General features: G+C 59.9%; 22 protein-coding genes. 9 read left to right on the plus strand and 13 right to left on the minus strand.

Going from position 1 to position 22,889, the window contains the following annotated elements; all coding sequences use genetic code 11:
* The first annotated feature begins 24 nt into the window (after positions 1 to 24).
* Positions 25 to 1,248: a magnesium and cobalt transport protein CorA gene (locus QP977_RS01815; protein ID WP_016422415.1), complete on the plus strand. Its 1,224-nt coding sequence runs from the start codon at positions 25 to 27 to the stop codon at positions 1,246 to 1,248.
* Between the two features lie 43 nt (positions 1,249 to 1,291).
* On the opposite strand, the gene QP977_RS01820 is transcribed toward QP977_RS01815, so the two are convergent.
* The gene (locus QP977_RS01820) at positions 1,292 to 1,774 is read right to left on the minus strand and encodes a YflT domain-containing protein (RefSeq protein ID WP_042388577.1); all 483 of its coding nucleotides are present in this window, start codon (positions 1,772 to 1,774) and stop codon (positions 1,292 to 1,294) included.
* Between the two features lie 319 nt (positions 1,775 to 2,093).
* Here QP977_RS01820 and QP977_RS01825 point away from each other — a divergent pair, with 319 nt between their 5' ends.
* Positions 2,094 to 3,227, plus strand: a complete 1,134-nt coding sequence (locus QP977_RS01825; protein ID WP_070767377.1) for an Mrp/NBP35 family ATP-binding protein — start codon at positions 2,094 to 2,096, stop codon at positions 3,225 to 3,227.
* 244 nt (positions 3,228 to 3,471) lie between these two features.
* On the opposite strand, the gene tatB is transcribed toward QP977_RS01825, so the two are convergent.
* The 4 genes from tatB to sigE form a co-directional block, all read right to left on the minus strand.
* Positions 3,472 to 4,059, minus strand: coding sequence for a Sec-independent protein translocase protein TatB (tatB, locus tag QP977_RS01830; protein WP_070652892.1), 588 nt, complete (start codon positions 4,057 to 4,059; stop codon positions 3,472 to 3,474).
* 110 nt (positions 4,060 to 4,169) lie between these two features.
* Positions 4,170 to 5,489 (minus strand): S1C family serine protease, encoded by a 1,320-nt coding sequence (locus QP977_RS01835; RefSeq protein WP_284847083.1) that lies wholly within the window; start codon positions 5,487 to 5,489, stop codon positions 4,170 to 4,172.
* Entirely contained in the window at positions 5,489 to 5,881 is a 393-nt protein-coding gene (locus tag QP977_RS01840; protein ID WP_052317810.1) for an anti-sigma factor family protein, read from the minus strand. Before QP977_RS01840 ends, QP977_RS01835 begins: the two co-directional genes overlap by 1 nt.
* A 51-nt stretch (positions 5,882 to 5,932) precedes the next feature.
* On the minus strand, positions 5,933 to 6,586 hold the full coding sequence (gene sigE / locus QP977_RS01845) for an RNA polymerase sigma factor SigE (RefSeq protein ID WP_049193704.1): 654 nt from the start codon (positions 6,584 to 6,586) through the stop codon (positions 5,933 to 5,935).
* 158 nt (positions 6,587 to 6,744) lie between these two features.
* On the opposite strand from sigE, the gene QP977_RS01850 reads away from it, so the two are divergent.
* Positions 6,745 to 7,419 carry an O-methyltransferase gene (locus QP977_RS01850; protein ID WP_049189280.1) on the plus strand — a complete coding sequence of 225 codons (675 nt, stop codon included), beginning with the start codon at positions 6,745 to 6,747 and terminating at the stop codon, positions 7,417 to 7,419.
* Positions 7,420 to 7,714: 295 nt separating this feature from the next.
* Here QP977_RS01850 and glgC read toward each other — a convergent pair whose 3' ends face one another.
* Entirely contained in the window at positions 7,715 to 8,932 is a 1,218-nt protein-coding gene (gene glgC, locus QP977_RS01855) for a glucose-1-phosphate adenylyltransferase (protein ID WP_042388575.1), read from the minus strand.
* Positions 8,933 to 9,044: 112 nt separating this feature from the next.
* Between glgC and glgA the strand changes: the two genes are divergently transcribed.
* From glgA to budA, 3 genes are all read left to right on the plus strand, one after another.
* Complete coding sequence (gene glgA, locus QP977_RS01860) at positions 9,045 to 10,241, plus strand: glycogen synthase (protein ID WP_070603696.1); 1,197 nt, start codon at positions 9,045 to 9,047, stop codon at positions 10,239 to 10,241.
* Positions 10,242 to 10,443: 202 nt separating this feature from the next.
* Positions 10,444 to 11,967, plus strand: a complete 1,524-nt coding sequence (locus QP977_RS01865) for a glycoside hydrolase family 5 protein (protein WP_070429514.1) — start codon at positions 10,444 to 10,446, stop codon at positions 11,965 to 11,967.
* A gap of 139 nt (positions 11,968 to 12,106) precedes the next feature.
* Positions 12,107 to 12,847, plus strand: coding sequence for an acetolactate decarboxylase (gene budA, locus QP977_RS01870; protein ID WP_049171946.1), 741 nt, complete (start codon positions 12,107 to 12,109; stop codon positions 12,845 to 12,847).
* A gap of 3 nt (positions 12,848 to 12,850) precedes the next feature.
* On the opposite strand, the gene QP977_RS01875 is transcribed toward budA, so the two are convergent.
* From QP977_RS01875 to QP977_RS01900, 6 genes are all read right to left on the minus strand, one after another.
* Positions 12,851 to 13,726 carry a methyltransferase domain-containing protein gene (locus tag QP977_RS01875; RefSeq protein ID WP_049190045.1) on the minus strand — a complete coding sequence of 292 codons (876 nt, stop codon included), beginning with the start codon at positions 13,724 to 13,726 and terminating at the stop codon, positions 12,851 to 12,853.
* Between the two features lie 313 nt (positions 13,727 to 14,039).
* Entirely contained in the window at positions 14,040 to 14,207 is a 168-nt protein-coding gene (locus tag QP977_RS01880; protein WP_005509573.1) for a DUF3117 domain-containing protein, read from the minus strand.
* 223 nt (positions 14,208 to 14,430) lie between these two features.
* Entirely contained in the window at positions 14,431 to 15,243 is an 813-nt protein-coding gene (gene folP / locus QP977_RS01885; protein WP_070652962.1) for a dihydropteroate synthase, read from the minus strand.
* 45 nt (positions 15,244 to 15,288) lie between these two features.
* Positions 15,289 to 16,116: an LOG family protein gene (locus QP977_RS01890; protein WP_048732866.1), complete on the minus strand. Its 828-nt coding sequence runs from the start codon at positions 16,114 to 16,116 to the stop codon at positions 15,289 to 15,291.
* Positions 16,117 to 16,185: 69 nt separating this feature from the next.
* Positions 16,186 to 17,322, minus strand: a complete 1,137-nt coding sequence (dapE, locus tag QP977_RS01895; RefSeq protein WP_070546834.1) for a succinyl-diaminopimelate desuccinylase — start codon at positions 17,320 to 17,322, stop codon at positions 16,186 to 16,188.
* A 5-nt stretch (positions 17,323 to 17,327) separates the two neighbouring features.
* Entirely contained in the window at positions 17,328 to 18,218 is an 891-nt protein-coding gene (locus QP977_RS01900; protein WP_246821858.1) for a hypothetical protein, read from the minus strand.
* 83 nt (positions 18,219 to 18,301) lie between these two features.
* Here QP977_RS01900 and QP977_RS01905 point away from each other — a divergent pair, with 83 nt between their 5' ends.
* From QP977_RS01905 to dapD, 3 genes are all read left to right on the plus strand, one after another.
* On the plus strand, positions 18,302 to 19,294 hold the full coding sequence (locus QP977_RS01905) for a 2,3,4,5-tetrahydropyridine-2,6-dicarboxylate N-succinyltransferase (RefSeq protein ID WP_016422397.1): 993 nt from the start codon (positions 18,302 to 18,304) through the stop codon (positions 19,292 to 19,294).
* 124 nt (positions 19,295 to 19,418) lie between these two features.
* On the plus strand, positions 19,419 to 20,822 hold the full coding sequence (locus QP977_RS01910) for an amino acid permease (RefSeq protein ID WP_172620259.1): 1,404 nt from the start codon (positions 19,419 to 19,421) through the stop codon (positions 20,820 to 20,822).
* A gap of 116 nt (positions 20,823 to 20,938) precedes the next feature.
* Complete coding sequence (gene dapD / locus QP977_RS01915) at positions 20,939 to 21,910, plus strand: 2,3,4,5-tetrahydropyridine-2,6-dicarboxylate N-succinyltransferase (protein ID WP_284847084.1); 972 nt, start codon at positions 20,939 to 20,941, stop codon at positions 21,908 to 21,910.
* Here the strand turns inward: dapD and QP977_RS01920 are convergent.
* Positions 21,903 to 22,847 (minus strand): pseudouridine synthase, encoded by a 945-nt coding sequence (locus tag QP977_RS01920; protein ID WP_284847085.1) that lies wholly within the window; start codon positions 22,845 to 22,847, stop codon positions 21,903 to 21,905. The genes dapD and QP977_RS01920 overlap by 8 nt on opposite strands.
* Positions 22,848 to 22,889 lie beyond the last annotated feature (42 nt).

Genomic DNA, 22,889 nt, shown 5'->3' on the forward strand with positions numbered 1-22,889 from the left:
GAACGGATTGTGAGGTCACCCAGAATGGGCGAAGAGAAAAGCCGCAACATCAGCGCTTCGGCGAAGGCTCGCAATCCGCGAACTAGCTCGGCCAGTCAAAGCCAAAAACCGTCGGCCACAGCAAAACCCGGTAAAACCGCTCGGGCGACGAATGCGGCTAAATCCGCAGCGAAGTCGGCTGTCTCGAAGGTGACGCGCACCAACGGCTCGTCGTCAAGCACAGGAACAGGACAGTCGAGGGCGGTGCGCGATGCCCTGCGCGATTGCGGCGTCTACATCGGTGGCAAGCGTTTGCCCGGCACCTACGACCACTTCTCCGGGCTGTCCGAGGTACGGAATTTTGGCGAGGGCTTCACGTGGCTGTCGTTGTCGCGCCCCAACGCGACACAGATGGACGCCATCGCCGAGCTTTACGGGCTGGATGAGCTGACGGTGGAGGACGCACTGACTAACCGCCAGCGCCCCAAGATTGAGATCCACGATGATCACGTGGTTTTTGTAATTCGCTCGATTCATTACTCCCCGGAAGGTCTCGCGGATGACGAAAATGAGATCATTCGCTCTGGCCAGCTGATGATTGTCATCGGCCCGGAGTACGTCATCACCATTCGCATGGGCATGCCGAGCTCGGATATGCAGCGCATTAGCGCACGCGTGGAGAACACCACCGACGCCATCGACTACGGCCCCGCGGGCGTGCTGTGGGCGCTGACGGACAACCTCGTCGACGCGTACCTGCGCATCGCGATGCAGCTGGAAGATCGCGTGGAGATCATGGAAGACGAAGTCTTCGAGCCGAACTTGGATTCGGATATTGAGGACATTTACATCCTCAAACGAGAGATTCTGGAGATGCGCCACGCGATCGATCCGCTGACACCGGCGCTGCGCTCCCTGATGAATCTGCGGGAAGACATCATGCCTAAGGACGTCAGCCGTTATCTTTCCGATGTTCTCGACCACCAGCTCGCCGCCGCGGACCTCGTCTCCGGACTCGACGAACGACTCTCCGCCCTCATCGACGCCGCCGCCGTGAAAATCCAGCTGCAGCAGAACCAGGATATGCGTACTATCTCGGCGTATGCGGCTATTCTCGCCGTCCCGACCGCCCTGGCTGGCATCTACGGCATGAACTTTGACCACATGCCCGAGCTGCACTGGGAGTACGGCTACTTCATCGTCCTCGCCATCATGTTCGCCATCGTGGCGTTTTTGGTGTGGGTCCTGCGCCGCAACAAGTGGCTATAGGCTCTGCTTCTGGCAGGCATCGCTTTACGACGGATACAGCAACCTACCCGCGGTTCCCACCGAGCGCCCGCTGCGCCAACAGGTCACGGGCCCGCTCGGCATTGCGGGGATTGCACAGGACGTCGTAGCGACGGGCAACAATCTCCGTAGTGCTCGAGAAATCCCGCTTGCCGTTTTGCATTGCGTACGGAACTGCGGCCAGCACGATGCCGAAGATGGCGCCCATACCGAGGCCAACAATCAGCGGGCTCACCCAATCTTCCTGGAAAAGCCCCAGAATCAGGCCGAAGAACAGGCCCATCCACAGGCCGTACAGTGCGCCGCCGCCGAGCACCTTCGGCCAGGTCAGCCTGCCGACTACGCGCTCCACCTGCATCAGGTCAACACCGACGATGGTGAGGTCGGAAACCGGGAACTCATCGCGATCACTGAGCGAATCCACCGCCGCCTGCGCGTCGGAGTAGTTGGTGAAACTGCCCACCGGCCACCCCTCGGGCACCTGGCGCTGAGGCAACCGGGACTTCATGCTCTGTTCCCGGCCGCTCCCCCAACCGCTGCCCGCTTCCCCATTTGCCATCGGTACTCTCACCGTTCCCTTGCAGTTGTTGTCACAGTAAATGGTGACTCAGTTGCTGAAAATATTGCTAAAACTATCGCTATAAAGCGTTCTATCAAGGACAACGTCTGACGGTTGGCAATTGTTCCGCCGTCTGGTCCACCGCCCATTCCACCGCCACCGCGCTTGCCGGAGGGGTTGGTCGCTGTGACCGTCGTAAAGCGGCAAACTACTGATTTTGTCAGTAGTTCTTTGTCTTGCGGGGTCTCACGATAAGATTCACTACATAATGTCTACGATTACTGAAGCTGAAGTTCGCACCGCCCTGGCGCAGGTCGAAGATCCTGAGGTACGTCGCCCGATTACCGAGGTTGGCATGGTCAAGTCCATCTCGGTGGCGGACAACAATGACGTGGCCGTGGAGATTTACCTCACCATCGCCGGTTGCCCCATGAAAAACACCATCATCGAGCGCACCGAAGAGGCGCTGAACGGTATCGAGGGCGTTGGCAACGTCACCGTCACCACCGATGTGATGAATGACGAGCAGCGCCGCGAGTTCCGCAACGCCGTCCGCGGCACCGCCTCCGAGCCGGTGATCCCATTCGCCCAGCCGGACTCCCGCACCCGCGTGTTCGCCGTCGCCTCCGGTAAGGGTGGCGTTGGTAAGTCCTCCGTGACCGTGAACCTCGCCGCCGCGCTGGCCGCGAAGGGTCTGTCTGTCGGTGTCCTCGATGCCGACGTCTACGGACACTCCATTCCGCACATGATGGGCTCCGAGGAAAAGCCGCACCAGGTCGACGACATGATCATGCCTCCGCAGGCGCACGGCGTGTCACTGATCTCTATCGGACACTTCGTCGACGACAACGCACCGGTTGTCTGGCGTGGGCCAATGCTGCACCGCGCTATCCAGCAGTTCCTCGCGGACGTGTTCTGGGGCGACCTGGACGTCCTGCTATTCGACCTGCCCCCGGGAACCGGCGACATCGCCATCTCCGTGGCGCAGCTCGTGCCGAACGCTGAGCTGCTGATTGTTACTACCCCGCAGATGGCCGCCGCCGAGGTCGCAGAGCGCGCCGGCACCATTTCGCTGCAGACCCGCCAGCGCATCGCCGGTGTCATCGAGAACATGAGCTGGATGGAAATGCCCGACGGCTCCAAGATGGAGGTCTTCGGCACAGGCGGCGGCGAGACCGTTGCCCGTCGTCTTACCCAGATCACCGGCGGAAAGGTCGAGCTGCTCGGCCAGGTACCGCTGGACACCGAGCTCCGCGAAGGCGGCGACAAGGGCACTCCGATTGTCCTGTCCAAGCCGGATTCGGGCGCGGGCGAGGCCCTGAACGCTATCGCTGACAAGCTGGTTGTTCGTCGCGAGTCGCTCGCAGGCAAGTCGCTCGGCTTGGGCGTGACTCCGAAGTAGGCCTTCGCTTTACGACGATCACAGCGACGCCCCCTCCCCGGTATTTTCGGTGCCGGGAAGGGGGCGTCTGCTTTTGCGGCTGCGGTGTCTGGGGCGTATGTGTTGTGGGTGTTTTCGGCGGTGCATCCATCAAAGTGGCTGCGTGCACTTACTGACTAGGTTTATGACAGTTTCGTGACAAAATTTGTGCTCAAAGTGTCATAAACCTAGTCAGTAACTTGCGGTCGGGAACGGTTTGCAACCTCTATAGGTTGTCGTCGTCAACCCAGGCCTGCACCCCACGGGGCTGCTGAGGTTGTTGCGGCTGCTGTGGTGTTTGTTGCGCTTGCTGTTGGCGGGCCTGGGCAACTGGATCCTGCCACGTTCCCGGCTGCTGGGCTGGCTGCTGAGCCGACTGCGGGAGCGGCTGCTGCGACGGAGCCGGCTGCACTGGCTGGTTCGTATTGGACTGCTGGTACTGCTGACCCGCAGGCCCGGCCGCTCCTGCCGCTCCTGCAGCTCCGGCTGCACCAGTTCCGCCACCACCCGCTGCGGGCTTACCGGAGAGCATGTCCAGGTAGGTGTCATCGCCGTCGAAAAGCGTCCTGGTGATGGCGGTCTTCGGGTTGAGACGACGGAGATCGTTGAGCTCCTGCAGCGGCTTGCGAAGATCATCGAAGTCTTCACCGAACTCGTCCGAGAGGTTATCGCGTGCGTCATTGATTGCGGTGCGCGCAGCCAGAAGCAATGCGCGGACGTCCTCAATTACCTTCGGCAACCGCTCAGGTCCGATGAGAATTAGTCCGAGGATAAAGAGGACAAGAATCTCGCCCCAGCCAACATTAGAAAACACGTTATACCACCTTAGTTACAGTGCACCTCGCATGCAGCATTGCGTGGCCAAATCCACCAAATCTGCTAAGTCCGCAGAAACCAGCCGAAACCGGCCGAAACCAGCGCCCCCTACTCCGGCGTGATCTTCGCCTCCAGCTCGGCTCCGTGACGAACGATCTTCAATACCGCCTCATTACCAGCGCCAACAGTCCACAGCGCCACCGTGAGCTCATCTGCGGACGATACCGCGCGGTCTCCCACAGCCGTAATCACGTCGCCTTCCTGCAGGCCTTCCCGGTCGGCAACACCTCCCGGCAGGATGCTGGCAATCTCGGCACCAGTCAGTGCGCCATTGGAAACCGTGCGCACTGTCACGCCAATCCCAGGATGAACCGGCTGCTCACCGGCAATGAGCTGCTCAGCGATGGCAACGGCTGAATTGATTGGAATCGCAAAGCCCAACCCCTGTGAGCCACCCGAGCTACTGAAAATCACCGTATTAATACCGATAATGGCACCGCGGATATCCACCAGCGGACCACCGGAGTTACCCGGGTTGATGGAGGCATCGGTCTGAATCGCATCGGCGTAGCCGTCCGTGTCAGTCCCTTCAGCGGCCAGGCGCACCGGCCGATTAAGCGCGGAGACAATTCCCGAGGTCACCGTGCCGCCGAGCCCCTGCGGCGAGCCCATCGCAATCACGGTGTCACCGACCGCAACCGCGTTGGAATCACCAAGCTGCGCCACGGTCAGCCCCGCAACATCTTCGACCTTAATTACGGCGAGGTCGGTCTTCGGGTCGCGGCCAATAATCTTGGCCGGCACTTCCTTCAGCTTGCCGCCGTCCCAAAACGTTACGGAGACCTGCATATCCTGCCGGTCCGCCACCGCCGAAACGACGTGGTTATTCGTCAAAATATGACCGTCACCATCAATGACAAACCCCGAGCCCACGCCCGAGACCTCACCGGCACTGACCGCAATCGACACCACCGCGGGACGAAGAGCCTCCGCCACCTTGCCGATTTCAGTCAAATCACCGTTGCCCGGCCGCCCCTCGATCTGCTGCAGCTCCACACGCTGGTAGTCCGAGCGGAAAGTCTTGCCAGCCCAACCGCCAACAAAGCCGCCAACACCGCCAATGAGCAGCACCACGGCCGACGACGCCGCGATCACACGCCACGGCACCTCGCGGCCAAAAATCACTTCCCGCGCGCTGACGCGGGGAGCCGTCTTCGGGCGAGGCTTCTTTTTCGCTTCGGGTTTGCGGGCTGGACGCCCCGTCGTCATGCGTGACGACGAATCCTGCCACGGCGAATACTCTTGGGCGGTGGCACTGGTGTCGTCGTCAAGCTTCTGCCCTGGAGCACGCTGTAACCCGCCAGTTGCGGCGGCACAATCGGAGTCCGGGGCAAACGCGGAATCATCGAAAGAGCGATGTTTGCCCACTAGTGACTACCACCTTTACGAAAACCGCGAACAATCTGCTCCAACGCGGCACTCAGCGACTCCGGCGGACGGTGCGCGAGATGCCGCGCCGACCGATGGGGCTCTGAGTCCTCGCAACTGCCTGCGAAATCAGCAATACGAGCGCGCAGCTCAGCTGGAATGTGCAAGGGCGCGCTATCACGCAGACGCTTGGCCGCCTGCCGCTGCTTCGCGACCTCCCGGCGACATTCCGGGCATGCCATCAGGTGCGCCTGCGCACGACGCTCAGCTACGACCGACAACTCGCCGTCAACAAAAGCGGCAATTGCCTCGGTGCCGAGATGCTCCGTTGACAAAAAACGCTTGTCATCGCCCTGCTGAATCACAGACTGCAGCACCTCCAGAAATCGCACCTATTTAACTAGCCCCACAATAGCCGCTCCCGCGGATTGAGTGCGGGAAATCTAGCCTGCGGTGACCGACTCCGGCAGCTCCTGTCGTTCCTTCTCCAGGCGCTCCAACGTCGCCCGCAAGCTGGAACGTGCCCGGTGAATACGCGAACGCACAGTGCCCATCTTGAGCCCAAGGGTGCTGGCAATTTCCTCGTAGGTCAGCCCCACCACATCACAGAGGACAACCACCGCGCGATAGTCCGGCTGCAGCTCAGCCAGCGCGATTTCCAAATCCGGGTCGAGCATCGCGTCATCGACGGCCTGCTCCGGGGTCTTCAGCGTACCCGGGACACGGTCGTAGTTCTCCGGCAACGCCTCCATCCGGATGACCTGCCGATGCCGGACCATATCCAAAAACAGGTTAGTGGTAATCCGATGCAGCCAGCCTTCAAAAGTGCCGGGACGGTATGACTTCAGCGAGCGGAACACACGCATGAATGTCTCCTGCGTCAGGTCTTCCGCGTCCTGCTGGTTACCAGTCAACCGATATGCGAGCCCATAAACACTATCCGCGTGGGCCTGAACCAGCTCCGACCACGACGGCATCTCCCCCACACCTGCGTCAAAAGCCGCGGTGCCGGACAGTTGCTCAGTTACGTCAGCGGACGCGGCGTCCTCGCGGCTGGCGCCTGCGCTGACTCGTTCGGACTTGACTCGTTCGGGCATGAAGTTCAGTGTTCCTTACCAACCTTAGGTTTGTAGTGACCTTACCCTGAAAATAGTTTGAGAGTCCAGACAAGTTTGAGGCTTGTTTACCCACCTAGTCCGGCACTGACCGGCGCGCCCCGCTACCCTGCCCGAAGTTTTTTCCTACGCTATAAAGCGTGTCCGAAACGAGTTCTTCTGCTACCCCGCTATCCGCACGTGACGCTATTGCACAGCACGTCAACAACACGACCGTAGTCTCCGAGGCCCTTGAAAGCGCCCGAGTGAGCGCTCGCGAATACGGAGTTGCCGTCCCCGATACGATGACCGGCGCCGCTTTGACCTCGCTCATGGCTCTGACCAGTGCCCGCCGCGACGGTCACCCTGCCGCTGTCATCGCATCGCCTGCGGCAGGCGTCGTCGGTTTGCACCTGGCCGCGGGTCTCGGCGATGACGGCGTTCTCACCTGCATCGACCCGGAGCTCGAGCACCAGTCTCTGGCGAAGTCCGCTTTCCGAGCCGCAGGCATCCGCCCCAACCGACAGCGCTTCCTGCCCTCGCAGCCACTGGAGGTCATGGATCGACTGGCCGCCGACTCCTACGACTTGGTCTACTTGGACGTCGCCCCGGCGATCCTCCGCGCCGCCCAGGAAAAGGCCTGGCCGCTGCTTCGCTCCGGTGGCGCGCTCGTCCTGACCGGCGCGCTCCTCGACGGCACTGTCGCTGACTCGTCACGCACTGACCGTGACACCGTCGCTGCCCGTGAAGCCGACGAATATATGCTCCAGCTTGACGACGCTTACGTGATGCGCCTACCTCTAGCAGCTGGCACCACTGTGCTGGTGAAGAAGTAGTTTTCTACTGTTGGCCGGCCGGCTAGCGGCAGCGGTGGGCCACTGCGACTTACTGACTGCGTTTATGACAAAAATGGCCCGAAAAATGGCTTGAAAGTGTCATAAACTCACACAGTTTCACATTTGCAGCCCATGCCCGTATTCACATGCGAAGCCCGTAGCCACACGTGCAGCCCATAATTTTTGGGGCTGCCAGTTTTGGGGCTAGGTAGCACCTAGGTAGCAAAAAGGGTTAGAAGAAAAAAGGCACGTACCCCACGGTACGTGCCTTTTCAGCCGGTCGGACTCAGACAGTCTAGATAACCTGGTTCTTACCAACGGCCACAACGCCACCAGCGCTGACCTTGAAGCGCTCTGCGTCCTTCTCCGGATCGACACCGATAATGGCGCCGTCGGAAACTACAACGTTCTTGTCCAAAATCGCGTGGCGAACCACTGCTCCGCGGCCGACGCGAACGCCTGGGAAGAGAACCGAGCCCTCCACCGTCGCGCCATCCTCGACCACAACGTTGGTACTAATCACCGAGTTGCGGACCGTACCACCGGAGACAATCGAACCAGCACCGACCATCGAAGCCTGAGCAATACCGCCCTGGACGAACTTGGCCGGAGGCAGGTTCTCCTCCGAGAAGGTGTGGATTGGCCACTTCTTGTTGTAGAGGTTAAACACCGGGTGGACGGAAATCAGGTCCATGTTGGCCTCGTAGAAGGCATCGATGGTACCGACATCACGCCAGTAGCCCTTGTCACGTTCGGTCTCACCCGGAACGTAGCTGTCCTTGAAGTCCCAGACGAAAGCTTCGCCCTCCTCTACCAGCATCGGAATGATGTTTCCGCCCATGTCATGGTCGGAGTTTTCATCTTCCGAGTCACGCTTAATAGCGTCGATAAGCGCGGAGGTAGTGAAGATGTAGTTACCCATCGACGCGAACGTCGAGTTCGGATCATCCGGGGTGCCGGGCGGATCAGCCGGCTTCTCCAGGAACTCGGTGATTCGGTTGTTGTCATCGGCATCGATGACACCGAATGCGCTGGCCTCAGAACGCGGGACGCGGATACCAGCGACCGTCACGCCAGCGCCAGACTCGATGTGGGCCTCCAGCATCTGCTGCGGATCCATGCGATAGACGTGGTCGGCACCGAAGACGATGACGTACTCCGGATCCTCGTCGTAAACCAAGTTCAGCGACTGCAGAATCGCGTCCGCCGAACCGGTGAACCAGCGCTTGCCCAGACGCTGCTGAGCCGGCACCGGGGTGACGTACTGGCCGGTGATGCCGGACAACTGCCACGCCTGCGAAATGTGACGGTCGAGCGAGTGGGACTTGTACTGGGTCAGCACACAGATCTTCAAGAAACCTGCGTTGACCAGGTTCGACAGCACGAAGTCGATAAGCCGATAGCTACCGCCGAAAGGCACGGCGGGCTTAGCGCGGTCTTCCGTCAGCGGGAAGAGACGCTTGCCTTCGCCACCGGCAAGGACAATGGACAAAACATGTGGTTGACTCCTCACACCAACCAACCTATATGCGATTTACGTTCCTCGCTGCCAGTCTCCCCTCCCCGCTACCCACACCCAGTCATATCAAGCAACGGAAATTGTCAAATCTGGTTACGCTGGAACTATGCGTGTTGCCATGATGACCAAGGAATACCCTCCGGAGATTTACGGCGGAGCAGGTGTTCACGTAACTGAACTGACTCGTTTCATGCGCGGCCTCGACGGCGTTGACGTCGATGTGCACTGCATGGGTGCTCCTCGCGATGAGGCGGATGTATATGTCCACGGCGTTGACCCGGAGCTGAAGGATGCCAACGCCTCGATTAAGACGCTGTCCACGGGGTTGCGCATGGCCAATGCCGCCGCGGCAACCGACATTGATGTCGTCCACTCTCACACCTGGTACTCAGGCCTGGGCGGTCACCTCACCGGTCTACTCAAGGGCATTCCGCATGTGGCCACCGCGCACTCACTGGAGCCGCACCGCCCGTGGAAGCGCGAGCAGCTCGGCGGCGGTTACGACGTTTCCAGCTGGTCCGAGCGCAATGCTATGGAGTACGCAGACGCTGTCATTGCTGTTTCCGCGCGCATGAAGGACGCCATCCTGGACGCCTACCCGCGTATCTCCCCCGACAAGGTTCACGTTGTCCTGAACGGTATCGACACCGAGCTGTGGTACCCGCGCCCGACGTGGGAAGAGTCCAAGGAACAGAACGGCTGGTCTGTCCTGGAGGAGCTCGGCGTTGACCCGTCTCGCCCGATGGTCGCGTTCGTCGGCCGCATCACCCGTCAGAAGGGTGTCGCTCATTTGGTCAAGGCCGCATCGCTTTTCGACGACGGTGTGCAGCTCGTTCTGTGCGCCGGCGCTCCGGACACCCCGGAAATCGCGAAGGAGACTGAGCAGCTCGTCCATGACCTCCAGGAGAAGCGCGATGGCATTTTCTGGGTGCAGGACATGCTGCCGAAGGAGAAGATCCAGGAGATTCTGACGGCCGCGGATTCCTTCGTCTGCCCGTCCATCTACGAGCCGCTGGGCATCGTTAACCTCGAGGCTATGGCCTGTGGCACCGCCGTTGTCGCCTCTGATGTCGGCGGTATTCCGGAGGTTGTCGTCGATGGTGAAACCGGCACTCTGGTTCACTACGACGAGTCCGATCCGGAGGGCTTCGAACGAGGCATCGCTGCCGCGGTTAACAACATGGTCGCCGACCGCGACCGCGCTACCAAGATTGGCCAGGCGGGTAAGAAGCGTGCTGAAGATGTGTTTAGCTGGGAGAACATCGCTCAGCAGACCGTTGAGGTTTATAAGTCTTTGATGTAGCTGGCTGTCTGCGAGACGCCACGGATGCGCGGTGGACGGAGTCTCCTCATAAGGCCCATCGCTTCCGAGAAGGAAGCGGTGGGCCTTTCTTAGCCTTTTTACTAACCCCGTTCAGGACATTTACTTATGCCCTTGCCCACTTTTCTAAACCTAATTTGAGTTTTGGCTGAATTTATCATTACTGGTCAATAGCATCCTGAGTATGAGATTCACTAAGAAGGTGGCAGCAGTTGGTGCCGCCATTGCCATAGCGCTAGCGGGTGCACTACCGCATCAGGCGCTCGCTACAGAAGTAGCCCCATCCCCTAGTACCGCTACCATCACCGAGCGTGGTCCCCTTGGACAGTCCGGTCGCTGGTTTACCGACGGTGATGGCCGTGCTTTCCTCACTCAGGGGTCGAACATCGTCTACAAGCACGATCCTTACACCCCAGAGGCCGGAGGCTTTAACGAGGACGATGCTGACTGGCTCGTGCAGCAGGGCTTCGACTCCATGCGAGTCGGCATTATCTGGAAAGCAGTAGAGCCAAAGCCCGGCAAGTACAACGACAAATACCTGGATTCCATTGCCCGCACTATCTCCATGCTCACTGAGCGTGGAATCGCGGTCTTGGTCGATGCCCACCAGGACATGTACAACGAGAAGTTCGAAGGCGAATTTGCCCCGGATTGGGCTGTCATTGACGACGGCGTTCCCAGCCTCTTGAAGGTTGGCTTCCCCGCTAACCAGGCCCTCAATATCGGCCTCATTAGGGCATACGACAACTTCCTGAATAACCGCGAAGGGCCGGGCGGTGTTGGGTTGCAGGAGCGTTACGCAGCCATGTGGGGCCATGTCGCCAAACGCCTTGGCGACATGCCGGGACTGATGGGCTACGACATCATTAATGAACCGTGGCCAGGCTCGGCATACCCACTGTGCTATCTGGCTCTCGGCGACTGCGGCCCGGCTAAGGAAAAGCTCGATGAACTGCACCAGAAGGCTGCCAATCAGATTGTCAACAAGGACCCGGACGCTATTGTCCACTACGAGCCCTACTCCATGTGGAACACCGGATTGAACACGAATCCGGCAGCCCCGGAGGTTCCTGAAACCGCTGGTACGGCTCTCAGCTGGCATGTCTACTGCACCACGAATGCCCTGTTCAACACCTACACGGGCTGTGATTTCTTCGATGGTCGTACCTTCGACAATGCGGAAATCGTCTCATCCGGTAACGGCTCGGCCACACTGCTTTCCGAGTTCGGCGCCACCGACGATGCCGATACCCTCAATGGCGTAATTTCGCTTGCCCGGCGCCACATGGTCGGCTGGCAGTACTGGTCCTACTGTGGATGCGACGACCCGACGACGCAGAATCAGAAGGAACAGGGCATGGTCTTCGACCCGAAGGTTCCAGGACCTGTAGGTGCCGATGCCTTCAACCGCGACAAGATGACCATTCTCGCCGCTCCACACCTGCGAGCGGTCGCAGGCACCCCGCAGGCTACTGACTGGAACCGCGACACCCGTGTCTACAAGGCCAGCTGGAACAATAGCCGCGTCGACGGCACCGGAGTTTTCGCACCTGGTTCCACCAGCGAGCTCGTTGTGCCCTCAATCAACTTCCCGAATGGGTTCACAGTGAATGTCGAGGGTGGCCACGCCACTGTCGCTGCCGATGGCCAGACGGTTCATATCGTCTCCACTGCTGACCACGTGTCAGTCACCATCCAGCCGAAGTAGAACCAACCGCTCGATTCACCAAATAACGCCCTGTGGATTCTTCCGCAGGGCGTTTTTCGTGCCGCAGGGTCCTCCCACACCATCGGACCGAAAACCCACCTCAGCTTGGGCTACAAATATCGGGAATATAATGGCTTCCATGACCACTCACGAGAATTTTCCAACGGTCCGACACACAATTTTCCAAAACTCACTGATGTCCGCACTGCTCGATGGCATCTACGACGGCGAGATGACCATTGGCGAAATCCTTGGTCATGGAAACTTCGGCATCGGCACCTTCGACGGTCTCGATGGCGAAATGGTAATCCTCGACGGTGTCTGCTGGCAGGTGCGTCACGACGGCTCCGCGACCCGGGCCACCATGGATCAGCGCAGCCCCTACACGGTGGTCACCAACTTCGTTCCCCACACGGTGATGGATGCGCCGGAAAACCTGACTCGCAAGGAAATTAGCCCCATCATCGATTCCCTGGTGCCGAGCCAAAACTTTATGTACGCACTGCGGATTACCGGCGAATTTGAGTGGGTGAAGACTCGAACCGTCGTAAAGCAGGAAAAGCCGTATCAGAAGATGGTTGATGCGACGGAAGAAGACGCGTCGGTTGATTTCGAGAACCTGCGGGGCACGATTGCGGGCTTCCGCACGCCGGTGTACGAGAAGGGAATTTCGGTGCCCGGCTGTCACGTGCACTTCCTTGCGGAAGGCGGCACCGGCGGCGGGCATGTGCTGGACTTTAAGCTGCGCTCGGGCACTATCGAACTGTGCCCGGGCACTGACCTGCAGCTTCGCCTTCCGCTAACGGCGGAATTCTCGGATGCTGACCTGGATCCGGAAGACCTGGATGAACAGATTCACAAAACCGAGGTCAAGGAGTAGGCGCTAGTCGCCCGGGCGCCCCAGACGGGTGACGTAGGCACGGGCGGTGACGTACATCTCTGCAGGTAGCGCTGCAATGCGTTCCTGCAGCACCTCCGGGTGAATATGGCGTGCCGACGGGCTCATACCGATCTGCGCGGCGATTGCACTCTGGTTGAGGTTCATACCGAACTCCACCAGCTCCGGGTCGCCAACAGGCACGAGGTGCCCCTCGGCCTGGGAAATCATGCGCTCGACCTTGCCGCGCTCGACATCGATGATGCCCAGTGGCTCACGAAGCTCGCCCAGATGACCAGTAGTGGCCGTCAGAACCACAACCTGGCCGCCCGGCTTGAGCACGCGAGCGAACTCCTCCGCGTTGCGAGGTGCGAAGACAACCGTAAGCGCATCGATGGAACCATCACGCAGCGGCAAACGCGCCCACGCATCGGCCACAACCGCACCGAGTCGCGGATGACTCTTGGCCAGGTGCTTGGCGGCCGGCACAGACACATCAATGCCTACACCACGGGAATTGGGAATGCTGTCCAGCGTGTGTGCGAGGTAGTAACCAGTGCCCGCACCGACTTCGCAGATGACTGGCCTGGCGGCCTCGGACACGTTGGCGTCGTCAAGCACATCCTGGACGTTGCCTGTAACTGCCTCAACGAATGGAGCATAGTGGCCACCAGAGAGGAACTCCTCGCGGGCGGTAATCATCTTGGCGTCATCGCCGGTGTAGCGCAGACCAGCCCCACCGGCGAGCGTAACGTAACCCTGGCGGGCGACATCATAGCTATGTCCGGATTCGGACTTCAGAGTCATTCGTTCGGCATCACCAAACTTCAAATCAGTGCCATCGATGGGGTCAGCAAGCACATCAATGATGTCAGCTAGCACGTCGGTCACTCCTCAAACTGAGCTAGAAAAATAATTTTCACTATCTTAGCCCGTGACGAGCTCAGCCAAGTAACTCCAATGCGAGTTACTGACTACGTTTATGACAAAAATTGCCCGAAAACTGGCTTGAAAGTGTCATAAACTCCCACAGTTTCACATTTGCAGCCCGTACTTTTTGTTCATAACCCCTCCATTCGAGCCGTTATCACCTGAAGAAGAAAAGGCGACCTACACCACCTGTGTAGGTCGCCGCTGGGTCAAAACCGGACAGGCTCGCCTCTACCCGGCCTCTACCCGATACCCCACTACTCTGCTACTCCACTACTGCTACAAGCTCTGCACCGAGCTCCTTGGCTTCCTCCGGGGACAGTTCCACCACCAGGCGCCCACCACCATCTGCGGGGACGCGCATTACAATCTTCTTGCCCTCTTTAACTGCCTCCAGCGGACCATCACCGGTACGCGGCTTCATTGCTGCCATGTGAACTCCTTCGTTCTAAGACAATGTCGATGCAGGAGACGACCAGCCACCCCAGCTCGGCTGTGGTAGCCAGGAGATTGACAATCCCGGTTCAAGACCTCGGTCTACGACCCCGGCTCAAGATCCCGGTTTAGAATCCCTGTCGGCATTTTCGACTACTTCTCTTCATCATAGTCCTTTGTTTCACGCAGCGGCATGGGTGAAGCGCCTCAAACTACGCCCCTTACACCAGCCCACGCACCGGATGCAGTGGCGCAAAATCACCGGAAATAGCCAGAGTCATACGGCAAACATCAAGGGTTTCGGACACCTGATGCGAACGGAACACCGCAACGCCGGCAGCTGCCGCATGGGCGGTCGCAGCCAAGGTGCCGGGCACACGCTGCTCGACCGGGCGGTCCAAAGTCTCACCGACGAAGTCCTTATTCGACAGCGCCATGAGCACCGGCCATCCTGTAGCCACGAGCTCATTGCAGCGCCGCAGAAGTTCGAGGCCGTGGTAGGTGTTCTTGCCGAAGTCGTGGGTGGGATCGATGAGGATGCGGTCCTCCGGCACGCCAGCGTCCACTGCCCTCTGGGCGAGCTTGCCCGTTTCTGAGATGACATCGTCCACGACGTCGTCGTAACGCACGCGAACCGGATTGGTGCGTGGCAGTGCTCCACCGGTGTGTGAGCAGACGTAACCCATCCCGTGGGCGCCAGCGACTTCCAGCAGCTCCGGGTCATGGCCTGCCCAAGTGTCGTTGATGAGGTTGGCGCCAGCTTTGATGGCGGCCTCCCCGACTTCGGCGCGCCAGGTGTCGACGCTGATGTGCAGGTCAGGATAGCGCTCGCGGACCTTCGCGATGGTCGGCACCACGCGCTCAATCTCCTCGGCAACAGTTACTTCCGCACCGATACCAGCCTTGACGCCGCCAATATCGACAATGCCTGCGCCGGTAGCTACAACTTCGTCGACGCGAGCAAGCGCGGCCTCCTCCGCAGCCGTTGCGCCACGGTCATAGAAGGAATCCGGGGTGCGATTGACGATGGCCATCACCGTCGGCACCGCGGAGTCCTGATAAAAACTCCGCACAGCGTCTTACCTCTCGCTGAAGCGACGGACTCGGCGGAGCTTTTCGGGAACGTCAGAGGTCGGCTCGCACTCTTCCATCAACTTTTCGTGCGCGGCCTCGATGTACTCGACCGCTTCTTCAATGGAGTCGGTGACCAGGAAAAGGTCCATATCAGTCGGAGAAATCAGCTCCATGGCCACCAGTTTCTCGCGCATCCAATCGACCAGCCCCGACCAGAACTCAGTGCCCAGCAGCACGATTGGGTGATTTTCCACCTTCTCGGTCTGCACCATCACTAGTGACTCAAAGAGTTCATCGAGCGTGCCGAATCCACCCGGCAGACAGATAAACGCCTGCGAGTACTTCAGGAACATGGTCTTGCGAACGAAGAAGTAGCGGAAGTTCATGCCCAGGTCGACCCAGTCATTCAAGTGCTGCTCGTGCGGCAGCTCAATGCCCAGCCCAATGGAAAGGCCGTCGGCGTCGTAACAGCCGCGGTTGGCGGCTTCCATGATGCCCGGGCCGCCACCAGTGATGGTCGCGTAACCCGCCTCCGCCAGTGCTTTGCCCAGGTCGAAGCCCCACTGGTAGTACGGGCTGTCCTCTGGCAAACGAGCCGAACCATACACCGTCACCGCCGGCGGAATCTCCGCCAACGCACCAAAGCCGTCAACGAATTCCGATTGAATGCGCAGCACACGCCAGGTGTCGTTGTGCAGCCAGTCCGTGTTCGGATTGTGTGACAACAGCCTGCGGTCGGTCGTAGACGCCTGCGGTTCGCCCGCCTGTCGGATTGCGATTGGGCCGCGGAGTGCGCGGCGCTTAGCTGGGGACGGAGTACGTACAGGTTTCATAACCTCACAATGTATGCCAGCAATGACATACGCGCACCCGCTCAGCGAGGGCAGGGTGTGACTCTAGGCTCACTCAGCCACCGGCGCGGTGGTCAAGTACCGCCGCAGGTCCTCCCACAGTGCCGTAATGCACTCGACCGGAATCTGCTCGTCCTTCTTGTGGCAGTACGCTGGGTCACCAGGGCCAAAGTTCACCGCAGGAATGCCGAGCTCCGAAAAACGCGCCACATCGGTCCACCCAAACTTGGGCTTTACGACGTCGCCTGCGACCGCAACCAACTCCTTCGCAGCAGCCGCATGCAGTCCCGGCAGTGCCCCAGGGCTCGCATCCTCGACATCGACGGTGAGGTCCTCGGCCGCAAACTCGTCGAGTCCCAGCACCTCGCGGAAGTGTGCCATGGCCTCATCGGCGCTGCGGTTGGGCGCGAATCGGAAGTTGACTCGCAGCACCGCCTCGTCGGGAAGCGTGTTGGTGGCAACCCCGGCCTCCAGCCAGACGACGTTGAGCCCTTCGCGGTAGGCCAAACCGTCGATATCCACAGTCTGCGGTTCATAGGCGGCAATGCGTGACAGCACCGGTGCTAACTTGTGCACGGCATTGTCGCCGAGCCATGCCCGAGCCGAGTGTGCACGTGTGCCGTGCGCGGTCAGACGCAGGCGAATAGAGCCCTGGCAGCCGGCTTCGATGACATTGCCGCTGGGCTCGCCCAGCAGAGCGACATCGCCAGCCAAAAGCTCCGGATGCGACTCACTCAAGTGCCGCAACCCGTTGAACTCCGCGGCGATTTCTTCGCATTCGTACATGATGAGTGTCAGGTCGCGCTGCAACTCCTGGCTTGCCGCCAGCGTCGCAAAAGCATGCAGGTAGACTGCGTCACCGCTTTTCATATCCACAGTTCCGCACCCAAAGAGTGTGTCTCGCCCCTGCGCGTCTACCCCACGCGTCGAGGGCACATTGTCCGCAGTCGGCACCGTATCCAGGTGTCCTGCCAAAATCACGCGCTGCGGCAACCCCCGATGGGTCCGCGCAATCACGTTGTTGTCAATGCGCAGGACCTCAATCGACTCATCTGCCTGCGCGACCTCACGCAATGCCGCCTCGACGGCATCCGCAATCGCGGTCTCATTGTGGGACACCGATTCGATGTCCACCAGTGCCGCCGTGAGGTCTACAGGATCTTGGAGCAGATTTAACTTCGATTTCACATCAATTAAGCGTACAAACCATTGTGCGCCAGCGAAACCAGAATTTTGTGATGAATATGCGCCGCACGACCATTGATCGCATCTCCATTGGCAGGCGCGCCACCGCCGAGGAACAGCGCCAGCTCATGCGGTTCGGCGGAGGTCACACCAATTCTCCCCTCCGCCGGGCGCTTGAGCCCATCAGCCACCTCAAAGACCAGGGTTTTCGCTCCTTCCGGGAGAGTTTGGGCAATGATTGCCTCCGGAGTTTCGCTTGCCGACGACCCCAGCGCCCGCTCCTCCCCTGCAGAATCGGTCGCCTCTCCGTTTCCGCCATCCTCCTCGACAACGCCCGCGCCGGGACCATAGACCACAGCTACACGGGAGCCATAGACCGCAATTACCGGACGCAGCTCATTCGTGCTGACAATCACCGTAGAACCGGCCAGCGGCTTACAGACGGCCGCGACAATCTTGGCCGTTGCATGTGGCAGCTGCACTGGGGTGGGATCGATGTCTCGTCGATAAGCAGGACGAAGCGTTTCGGCGACATCGCCCAGCTCATCGCGCTCCCACATCGGCAGGGCATCGATGCGTGCCTGCTGATCGCGGTTCTTGCGCTCCAGCAAAAGGCGGGCAATCATGCCACCGCCGAGCCCCACCGCGATGGCAACTGCGATAACCAGCACAAGACGGTTCGGCGCAATGAGCGCAACCACTGCGGCGATAGCCACACCGACTGCGCCAATTGGCATTGCTCGCGGCGGCAAAACGAAACCAAAGAAGCTGGCTACGGCGAGAATCCAAGCACTCAGCAGTGCGAATCCGACATAGAAGACCACCGGCAGGGACAGGACGAAGCCGAGTCCGAGCACACTAACAGCAATGATGAGGCTCACTAAGAACCACTGCTTCATTTTCTGTGTGCTTTCAAGGCCAGCTAGGGGCATAGTTCATCCTTCCGCGAAGATTCCTTAAAGAGATACTAATATTAAGAATCATGATTACATCTGGTGCTGTCGCTACGGGAATCGCCAATATCGCAATGGACGGTACAGTTCTCGATACTTGGTTTCCCGCACCTCAGTTAAGCGATGAGGTCGTAGAATCGAGCACTCACCGGCTCGGCGCCGCTGATCTGACCCCACAGTTGCTTCGTCAGGTGATTTTGGACGAGGATCGCCGCGTGGAGCAGGTGGCAGTGCGCACGTCCATTGAGGATTTGTCCAAGCCTGCTGTCGACCCGCACGATGCCTACCTGCGCCTGCATTTGCTCTCCCACCGCCTGGTCAAGCCGCACCAGCTAAACACCAAGGGGCTCTACGAGCTACTCCATGTGGTGGCGTGGACCAACAAGGGGCCATGTCTGCCGGACAACTTCGAGCAACTGCGCACCCACTTGCGCGTCCGCGGTCTGATTCACGTCTACGCCATCGACCGCATGCCGCGCATGGTCGATTATGTGCTGCCCGCCGGTGTGCGCATTGCAGAGGCCGAGCGCGTGCGGTTGGGCGCTTACTTGGCACCGGGTACGTCCGTACTGCGCGAGGGATTTGTCTCGCTGAACTCGGGCACTCTGGGCCCATGCAAGATTGAGGGACGTCTATCCTCCGGTGTCGTCATTGGCGCGCACACGAAGGTGGGACTGTCGGCCTCCATCATTGCCGCTCATGACGATTCCGGTCAGCGTAAGCCGCTCACGGTTGGCGAGCGCTGCCACATCGATATCGCGGCCGGCACCGTCGGCGTCAGCCTCGGTAATGACTGCATTATTGACCGAAGCATCCTCATTGCCCCCGATACGCCCATCGATGTCCCCGCGGAGAACCGCCGTATTCAGGCATGGGAAATTTCGGGCCGCGACAACATGCACTTCTACCATCACCCGGACCACTCGGCGGTGTGCGTCCGCCGCACGGAACGCCCGGGCAATGACGAAGGTGCCGCTGCTTTCACTCAGCTTGCCGACGTGCCGGATGAGCTGGCCGGATAACCTACTTTCGGTGCTCTTGAAGACACATTAATTGGCCCCGAAACGGTGAATGGGGGTAAACCCGTAATACGGTTATTGCCCCTGTTATCAGCGAGGTAATGTTTGCGACATGACCGAATCGCAAATTACCTCCACCTCCGGCGAGACAGCTCAGCTGGGCAAGGGGCTGCAGGTTCGACACCTGACCATGATGGGTCTTGGCTCCGCAATCGGTGCCGGTCTTTTCCTTGGTACGGGCGTCGGCATTAAGGCAGCTGGCCCGGGTGTTCTAGTTTCCTATGTCATCGCTGGCTTCATTGTCGTCCTCGTCATGCAGATGCTCGGCGAGATGGCCGCTGCCCGCCCGACACCGGGTAGCTTCTCCACCTATGCCGAGATGGCCTTTGGTTCCTCGGCTGGCTTTGTCCTCGGCTGGCTCTACTGGTTCATGCTCATCATGGTGCTCGGTGCTGAGATCACCGGCGCCGGTGCCATCATGGGTGCGTGGTTCGGTATTCCGGGCTGGATTCCAGGCCTGATCTGTGTTGTCTTCTTCGCTGTAGTGAATTTGGCGAATGTGCGCGGTTTCGGCGAGTTCGAGTTCTGGTTCGCGTTCATCAAGGTCGCGGTGATTATCGCGTTCCTGGTCATTGGCGTTCTTCTTTTCTTCGGTCTGCTGCCAGGCACCAGCTTCGTCGGTACGACGCATATTGCCGAGTCCGGATTCCTCCCGAATGGAGTGTCCGGCATTGCCGCTGGTCTGTTGGCTGTGGCCTTCGCCTTCGGCGGTATCGAGATTGTCACAATCGCCGCTGCTGAGGCTGAAGATCCGCAACGCTCCATCGCTGCTGCTGTCCGCTCGGTGATCTTCCGCATCTCTGTGTTCTACCTGGGCTGCGTGACCGTCATCATCCTGCTGTTGCCGTACTCCCAGATTGACGGCGCTGACTCCGCAGCTGAGTCGCCGTTCACCCAGGTTCTGAAGCAGGCAAACATTCCGGGTGCCGTTGGCTTCATGGAGGCCATTATCGTTCTGGCGCTGCTGTCCGCGTTCAACGCTCAGATTTACGCAACCTCTCGCCTGGTCTACTCGATGTCCACCCGCGGTGAGGCACCGCGCTTCTTCGCCCACACCAATGAGGGCGCAGTTCCGAACCGTGCGGTCATCATGTCGATGGTCTTCGCCTTCGTCTCCGTTGGCCTGCAGGTTGTCTTCGACGGCTCGAGTGTCCTGGTCTTCCTGCTGAACGCTGTCGGCGGCTGCTTGCTGGTGATCTGGCTGGTCATCGCCCTGTCCGAGATTAAGCTGCGCCCGCAGATGGAGGCGAACAACGAGCTTTCCGTTCGCATGTGGGCCTACCCGGCACTGTCCTGGGTAGCGGTCATCCTGATCCTGGGCCTCGCTGTTGGCATGCTCACCGATTCTGGTGCTCGCCAGCAGGTTATCGCCGTTGTGTGTGTCACTGCGTTCCTCGCGGTGCTCGCTGCACTGACTAAGAAGAGCCGCACCGCGGCCCGCGAGGCTCTCGAGTCCAGCGATAGCAACTAGCCGTTAGCAACTGACTGCAGGGCCTAACCACCCTGCTACCCCTATCCGAACATTTCCTTGCTACACATTTGCGGAACACTTTTCATAGATAGGGATATGCCGGTAGCCTGTTTTCCATGAAATTTGGAGCACAAGCTACCGGCATTGCCACTTTTAACAACGATACTGTTCTCGACGTCTGGTTCCCCGCCCCCAAGCTCATCGAGGAGGGCACAGCAACCTCCACCACGACCGGAACCATCGACGCCGACGCACTGCCCGAAGATTTCACCTACCTCACAGATCTGGCCGTAGCCGATGCGGACCGTGGCACCACCCGCCGTCTGGTCACAGCTACCATCGCTTCACTCGATGACGCACCAGTCGACACCATCGATGCCTACCTGCGCCTCCATCTGCTGTCCCACCGCCTGGTTGTGCCCAACAGCATCAACCTGGACGGCATCTTCGGCAAGCTCAACAATGTGGTGTGGACCAATTTTGGCCCCTGTGCTGTCGAAGGCTTCGAGGTAACCCGAGCCAAGCTGTCACGCCGCGGGCCTGTCACCGTCTACTCCATCGATAAATTCCCCCGCATGGTCGACTACGTCACTCCCACCGGAGTCCGCATCGGTGACGCTGACCGCGTGCGCCTTGGAGCCCACCTCGCAAAGGGCACCACAGTCATGCACGAGGGCTTCGTCAACTTCAACGCAGGCACGCTTGGACACTCCATGGTGGAAGGCCGTATCTCCCAGGGCGTCATCGTCGACGACGGCTCCGATATCGGCGGTGGAGCGTCCATCATGGGCACACTATCCGGCGGAGGTAAGGAAGTTGTGTCCGTCGGCAAGCGATGCCTACTCGGTGCGAACGCTGGACTCGGCATCTCGCTCGGCGATGACTGCGTACTGGAAGCCGGGCTCTACATCACCGCCGGCACCAAGTGTCACGTTGCCCTGGACGGCGTGAAGAAGACGCTCAAGGCCCGCGAGCTTTCGGGCGGATCGAATATGCTCTTCCGCCGCAATTCACTCTCTGGTGCAGTCGAGGTTGTGCCGTGGGCTGCCGAAAAGGTGAAGCTCAGCGCCGAGCTACACGCTAACTAACGGTGATCGGCACGTCTGCCGGGGCCGAAATATTCCGCGCGCTCCGGTAGGCACGTCGCTCACCAGTGGCGGGGTCGATGAACGCCAGTGCGGTCGCCGTCAGGCGCAACTGCGACGTGTACTTTGGCGCGCTGCCCGCGCTTGCCGACGGCTCCTGCGTCCTAACCTCTCGGCCATAAGCGTCCTCACCGAGAATGGGATAGCCTAGCCAGTCCATCGTCGCCCGCAGCTGATGTGTGCGGCCCGTATGGGGCTGTAGCCGCCAGTGCCCCACCTGCATGCGGCTGCCGCAATGCCCGCAACCACAGCCGACCGCATGCAGCGGGATGCTGGCGCTGGTCGCACCACCGCCACGGCTGCTCGCCAGCACATCGCTGATATCCGCCGCTACCGGGCCTAGGAAGGTCACGGTTGTGCGTGCGAGCTTGAACTTGGGATTCTTCGCGGCAGCGCGAGCGAAATCGTCGGTCTCCACGACTTTTACTCCGCGCCCCGCCGGGTTGGGATCGAGCAGAAGCGTGACATCCCTGGTTTCCCCCACATGCCAATCATCGGGCATCACGGTGAGGCATTCGTATTCTTTGGTGATTTCCTGGTTTTGGAAAAGCTGCTGGTAGCGCGCACGGGTAGCCGGATTCCGGGAAAGCAACAGCAGCCCACTGGTCAGAAGATCCAGGCGGTGAACGGCCACTATCTCCGGTTCCCCGAGACTACGTCGCAGTCGCTCCTGCACGGTATTGGCCACGATGCGGCCATTGGGAGTCGCCGGCAGAAAAGGTGGCTTGTCTACGACCAGAAACTCATCGGTGTCGGCCACGATTGCCGGCTCAAAGGGGATGTACTCCTCGCGCTCGTGAGCGGCGGCATCGACTTGCGCTGCCTGACGGTTCTTCTCAAGGCCCCACCACGCATCTCGATTGCCTGCGGCACGTCCCACGGCACACTCCCTTTTTCATGATTTGGTCTATGCCGATGTCGG

Origin of the sequence: Corynebacterium sp. MSK012 (assembly GCF_030232435.1) — a bacterium.
In the GTDB taxonomy this organism is placed as follows: domain Bacteria; phylum Actinomycetota; class Actinomycetes; order Mycobacteriales; family Mycobacteriaceae; genus Corynebacterium; species Corynebacterium jeikeium_D.

Bases quoted from the DNA above. Each gene is read 5' to 3' on its own strand.
- QP977_RS01900 (WP_246821858.1), bottom strand. From the start codon at position 18,218: ATGAAGCAGTGGTTCTTAGTGAGCCTCATCATTGCTGTTAGTGTGCTC.
- dapD (WP_284847084.1), top strand. From the start codon at position 20,939: ATGAAATTTGGAGCACAAGCTACCGGCATTGCCACTTTTAACAACGAT.
- QP977_RS01865 (WP_070429514.1), top strand. From the start codon at position 10,444: ATGAGATTCACTAAGAAGGTGGCAGCAGTTGGTGCCGCCATTGCCATA.
- QP977_RS01825 (WP_070767377.1), top strand. From the start codon at position 2,094: ATGTCTACGATTACTGAAGCTGAAGTTCGCACCGCCCTGGCGCAGGTC.
- QP977_RS01905 (WP_016422397.1), top strand. From the start codon at position 18,302: ATGATTACATCTGGTGCTGTCGCTACGGGAATCGCCAATATCGCAATG.
- sigE (WP_049193704.1), bottom strand. From the start codon at position 6,586: ATGCCCGAACGAGTCAAGTCCGAACGAGTCAGCGCAGGCGCCAGCCGC.
- QP977_RS01890 (WP_048732866.1), bottom strand. From the start codon at position 16,116: ATGAAACCTGTACGTACTCCGTCCCCAGCTAAGCGCCGCGCACTCCGC.
- folP (WP_070652962.1), bottom strand. From the start codon at position 15,243: ATGGCCATCGTCAATCGCACCCCGGATTCCTTCTATGACCGTGGCGCA.
- QP977_RS01880 (WP_005509573.1), bottom strand. From the start codon at position 14,207: ATGGCAGCAATGAAGCCGCGTACCGGTGATGGTCCGCTGGAGGCAGTT.
- QP977_RS01815 (WP_016422415.1), top strand. From the start codon at position 25: ATGGGCGAAGAGAAAAGCCGCAACATCAGCGCTTCGGCGAAGGCTCGC.
- budA (WP_049171946.1), top strand. From the start codon at position 12,107: ATGACCACTCACGAGAATTTTCCAACGGTCCGACACACAATTTTCCAA.
- glgA (WP_070603696.1), top strand. From the start codon at position 9,045: ATGCGTGTTGCCATGATGACCAAGGAATACCCTCCGGAGATTTACGGC.
- QP977_RS01820 (WP_042388577.1), bottom strand. From the start codon at position 1,774: ATGAAGTCCCGGTTGCCTCAGCGCCAGGTGCCCGAGGGGTGGCCGGTG.